The 4,810-nt window shown below is 58.3% G+C and carries 5 protein-coding genes; all 5 read left to right on the top strand.

Annotated elements, in window-relative coordinates; translation table 11 throughout:
* The first annotated feature begins 183 nt into the window (after nucleotides 1–183).
* Nucleotides 184–330 carry a hypothetical protein gene (locus FEZ63_RS25220; protein ID WP_201274198.1) on the top strand — a complete coding sequence of 49 codons (147 nt, stop codon included), beginning with the start codon at nucleotides 184–186 and terminating at the stop codon, nucleotides 328–330.
* Nucleotides 331–1,199: 869 nt separating this feature from the next.
* Complete coding sequence (locus FEZ63_RS18140) at nucleotides 1,200–1,772, top strand: NADPH-dependent FMN reductase (protein WP_150947091.1); 573 nt, start codon at nucleotides 1,200–1,202, stop codon at nucleotides 1,770–1,772.
* Between the two features lie 95 nt (nucleotides 1,773–1,867).
* Nucleotides 1,868–2,245 carry a PRC-barrel domain-containing protein gene (locus FEZ63_RS18135; RefSeq protein WP_150947089.1) on the top strand — a complete coding sequence of 126 codons (378 nt, stop codon included), beginning with the start codon at nucleotides 1,868–1,870 and terminating at the stop codon, nucleotides 2,243–2,245.
* Between the two features lie 182 nt (nucleotides 2,246–2,427).
* Nucleotides 2,428–3,603, top strand: coding sequence for a YihY/virulence factor BrkB family protein (locus tag FEZ63_RS18130; RefSeq protein ID WP_338042233.1), 1,176 nt, complete (start codon nucleotides 2,428–2,430; stop codon nucleotides 3,601–3,603).
* A gap of 348 nt (nucleotides 3,604–3,951) precedes the next feature.
* Entirely contained in the window at nucleotides 3,952–4,470 is a 519-nt protein-coding gene (locus FEZ63_RS18125) for a hypothetical protein (protein ID WP_150947087.1), read from the top strand.
* Nucleotides 4,471–4,810 lie beyond the last annotated feature (340 nt).

The raw sequence follows: 4,810 nt of genomic DNA, 5'->3' as shown, positions 1-4,810 counted from the left end.
ATTTGACCTCGACAAGGTCGTCCGTTGGGCGCGGCCGGACAGGTGGCGCGCACTTGCCCGACGGTCGGATGCGGACCTGCCGTTCGTTGGGCCCGAGGCGGAACCTGGCAATGCCCTGCTGCTCGATACCACCGTCTACATCGACCGGATGCAGGGCTGGCGCCCGAGGAGATTCAGGGTCTCGTGGACCTGCGAACCGTCAACCACAGCACCATTGCCGTCGTCGAATTGATGCACACCGTCGGCCGCCAGGACTACGACTTCCTGCTGCAAATGGTGCCGGACGGGCGTGCCTTGTTCTACCGCCTCAAGCTTTCTGCGTTCCGCTAAATAACCCGGTGTCGTTCCAATTTGGCGGAAATGCACTCGTTCAATCGATTGAAGACTCTCGACACGCAAAGTACGGCCGCGCGCGAAGCTATGTCTGGTGCTAACTTAGGAACAGCGCAGCCACGAAAACAAGACTTACGGCGATTCCAGACGCTATCAGCAACGCGGAACTAGGGCATTCGTCGCGAAAGTCGGATTCGAATTCTTCGTTGAGCATCACTACTCGCAATCGATCAAAGACAACATTGAGCTTTCGTTAGCTTTGCACCGTGACGTTACGATGACTATTCCGCCTGCCGTTCCGCCATTGCTGCGATGTTGGCCAGCAATGGCGTCTGCCATGCTCGGCGTGGTTGCTGAAATGGTCGGCCCCATCGCGCAGACCGGGCATCTTCGGCGTCTCGCCGCGTCCGTTCCATCGGGCCGGCATACCCAAGACCGCCTGGTGGTCCTGCATCGGTTCGTGCGGGACCGCACCGCGACTCGCATTCCAACAGCAATAATGCATGCCCGGCACGTGATGCGCTCGTGACGTGCGAAAGAGGTGACTATCATGATCGTTCGTATTGCATCCTTTGCGTTTGGCATCGTCGCGCCCATAGCCCGGTGGGCTGGGTCGTGTCCAACACTGACACGAGCCTTCAGGTGGCCATCGAATGGCAAAAGCCATGAACCGTAACCAAGACAAAGGCTCGCTCGGAGCCACGGTGGTCGTCGTGCTGGTGCTGGCGGGCACCGTTAGCCTGCTTTATGTTCCGCTGTTCCTCTGACGGGTTTGGCATTGCGGAACAATCCGCTTGGAACACGCGATTTCCTCCAACTTCCGGGATGGCTTGAAGACTCGCCAACCGCGCATAGGAGAGAGTCCCATGACCACGTTCAAAGTCGGCTATTTGATCGGCAGCCTTGCCAAGGACTCGATCAACCGCAAACTCGCCATCGCCCTGACCCGCGTCGCTCCTGAGCACCTTGAGTTCATGGAGATCCCGATCAAGGACCTGCCGCTCTACAGCTACGACTACGACGCCGCTTACCCGGCCGTCGCCAGCGCCTTCAAAGAAGCCATCGCGGCGGTTGATGCTGTGCTGTTCGTGACGCCCGAGTATAACCGCTCGATCCCGGGCGGGCTGAAGAACGCCATCGACTGGGCCAGCCGACCGTACGGAAAGAACTCGTTCACGCGCAAACCCTCGGCCGTGATCGGCACCTCGCCGGGCGCCATTGGCACCGCCGTGGCGCAGCAGCAATTGCGCAGCGTACTCAGCTTCTGCAACTCACCGCAGATGAATGCCCCGGAGGCCTATATCCAGTTCACGCCCGGGCTCATCACCAATGAGGGCGAGGTCACGAACGAGTCCACGGCCAAGTTCCTCCGCGACTACATGGCGGAGTTTCACCAATTCATCATCAGGGTCTACACCGCCCTGCCGCGCGATGCCTGAGGTTTGCCCCCCGGAGAAAGCCGATGGACAGCGCCAAAATGACTGCTTTTGAATAATCCTGCTCGTCGCCCCGGGCAGCTCGGAGGTGGTTTGCGATGACCCAACCCGAATCTCCATCAGATACAAAGTCCACACATCCGCTCATCGAAAGTAGCCGGGTCGAGGGAACTCGAGTCTACGCGCCCTCAGGCAAGCATATCGGCACCATCCATCACCTCATCATCGAGAAGGTGAGTGGACGTGTGGTCTATGCTGTTATGACCTTCGGCGGCTTTCTCAGGATTGGAACCAAAGCTCACACCGTCCCATGGGAGAAACTCGCCTATGATCCAACTCTTGGCGGATATCGCACCAACATCACCCCTGCGGAGCTGACCGACGCGCCCGTCGGCGACGAGAAGCTCTGGCGCGATCGCAAGCGTGAGCGGGAAATGCGTGACCACTGGAATGTGCCGCCTCACTATGGGACCTGAGGAGTGGGCGGCACGGCGCCTCCTCTCAACGAGAAGCTGGATTGGCTCTCCTCGACGGCCAGAGATTTGCCATTCCCATTAACGAGGTCGGGATCCGTTTATGAATGCACCGGAGTCGGAACCTCCGAGACGTCCCGTGTGTTGGTTGCAGCCCAAGGCGGCAATCGGAGTACGCTGCTTTCATGACTCCCGACCATGGTTCATCCGCAACATCGCAAGAATCGTCATCTCTGCTGGGCACACTTGGTGCGGCGGCAGCCGGGTTCTTGATTGTCAAATTTCTCGCACCTGGCAGAGGCATTCCTTCCAGCGAAGCCTCTCCGGCCGAGAGGAGCAAGTCCGGCTTTGCCGAGAAGCAGCCCGCCGCCGATCCGGAAGCTAAGACAGAGGCCGGAAGGGGTAGGCACGCAGACAGTCCGGAGAAAATCCCAACTGTCGGTTGGAAGGACATTCTTTGGAGGACCTACGAGGAGTTCGGGAAAGACCGGGTTATGGCCTTGGCCGCCGGGGTAACCTATTACTCGCTCTTGGCAATATTTCCTGCCATCGCCGCTTTGGTTTCCCTGTACGGGCTGTTTGCGGATCCCGGTACCATCGAAGAACATCTTAAAGCACTGTCAGGAATTCTTCCCGAAGGGGCATTGGAGATCGTCGGAGATCAAGTTCGGCGCATCGCTTCTCAGGGCGGCCGGACGCTAGGCTTCAGCTTCGCATTCGGTCTGGTCGTCGCACTTTGGAGCGCGAACGCCGGTATGAAAGCTATCTTCGACGCTCTGAATATCGTGTACGACGAGGACGAGAAAAGGAGCTTCGTGAAGCTCAACGCAATGTCCCTTGCTTTCACAATCGGTGCACTGGCATTCGGACTGATCGCGATGGGGACGATTGTCGTGCTCCCGATCGCCTTCGAATTCGTCGACCTTACCACGGGCCTAGAATGGTTGATAAGATTGGGGCGTTGGCCTCTTCTTCTGCTGTGCGTCGTAGGTGGTCTCGCGGCGCTTTACCGCTATGCCCCGAGTCGGAAGCTTGCGAAATGGCGTTGGGTGACACCGGGTGGACTGGTCGCGGCCCTCCTTTGGATCGTCGTGTCGGTCCTTTTCTCCTGGTATGTCTCGAACTTTGGTAATTACAACGAAACCTACGGCTCGCTGGGAGCGGTCATCGGTTTCATGACTTGGATATGGGCGTCCGCTATCGTCGTGCTCCTGGGAGCAGAGATCAATGCGGAGATCGAGCATCAGACGGCGGATGATACCGACCGCGGGGCCGCGCACGGCATTGGGGTCACGCGGTGCGGAAATGGCGGATACGGTCGGAGTGCGCCGGCCCAGTGCACCTGCCTGCGTTTGCGATAGCCGGCATCCCAAACCCTTCACAAAGTGAGATGTAGAGCGAAACCGTTTGTAGTCCGCTTAGCCCTCGTAAGCCGACCGAAGCGCTACTACTGCTTCATGCCACGAGCGGTCGTTGCCGCGCGCTTCTCTAATGTCTGGTTCGCGCCCTTTTCCGCCGTTCAGCGGTCTATCGCCGCATTCTAAAAGTAGACATTAGAATGTTCTGAAGGGGCGGCAAATCTGTCCCCTCGCGGACCTCGCGATTGCGCGGTTGGGAACGCCCACTCCTTCGATGCATCGGCCTACAGGCGGCACCAGCCAAACTATAAGTATGCTACGGTCCCTCGTCACGAACTAGGACATGCGGCTTTGGGTATTTACGGACGTAATAATTTCGAGCTGAATTCGGCGATCGCCCTCCGGGACCTCTACCGACTCTTTATGGTGTTCAGTGGCGACGAGCGACTTTTCGACCTCGCTCCGAACTCGGACGATCCGCTGCGGGTGATGCGGGACGCTCAATTCTCTGACGAGATCATTCACCTGCTCGTAGGTACCGCGATTGCCAATCGCATTCACCTGGAACATATGAGTCACTTGCGAGCCGATCCAGCAGAACCGCAGCACCAGCCGATCGTCATGAACTGTGGAACCCTTCAGCCAGACATTCTGAACGACAAGCCAGAGATCCCGCTTACTTTCGATCAGGCCTGCAACAAGATCATCCATGCCATCCACATTGTTCCGGATTGCGGTGATCCATCCGAATATCCGTTGAGCAGTGAGGTGAAGCTCAGAGGACACCTAGGTAAAGCGGCCTGGTCTGCCTACCTGAATATCCCGCAGTACGTTCGCGCGTCGGTTTTGAACTTCCAGAATCACACATGAATAAAATTGGGGTCGTCAGGAGACACCCCATACTGCCGGACGGATAAGCGCCGCATGACAGTCGTTCGATCCACGGGCGATCTATCCCGAAGCGGACGTAGAGCTGGCGTCCGCGGATGTCGCGGTCGCGCCATTTTGAGACCTTCCGGGCCTGGAGTCCGTGCGTGCTATATCCATCAATGTCTTACGACGAGAAGTTCGGGTAAGCCGTTTGTGGAAATGCGCTACCGAGCAGAAGGGCGAAGGTGCCTACCGCCCTCTGGCCAGGCGCGGACGGGTCCCCTTTTGGGCGTCGTCCAGATCGGCGTAGGTGGGATGATCTGCTCCATCCAGTCGGAGA

It is taken from the genome of Microvirga brassicacearum (genome assembly GCF_008757455.1).
Classification (GTDB): domain Bacteria; phylum Pseudomonadota; class Alphaproteobacteria; order Rhizobiales; family Beijerinckiaceae; genus Microvirga; species Microvirga brassicacearum.
Note: the sequence above shows the minus strand (reverse complement) of the source record. Positions and strands in the feature narration are given on the sequence as shown.

Bases quoted from the DNA above. Each gene is read 5' to 3' on its own strand.
- FEZ63_RS18140 (WP_150947091.1), top strand. From the start codon at position 1,200: ATGACCACGTTCAAAGTCGGCTATTTGATCGGCAGCCTTGCCAAGGAC.
- FEZ63_RS18135 (WP_150947089.1), top strand. From the start codon at position 1,868: ATGACCCAACCCGAATCTCCATCAGATACAAAGTCCACACATCCGCTC.
- FEZ63_RS18130 (WP_338042233.1), top strand. From the start codon at position 2,428: ATGACTCCCGACCATGGTTCATCCGCAACATCGCAAGAATCGTCATCT.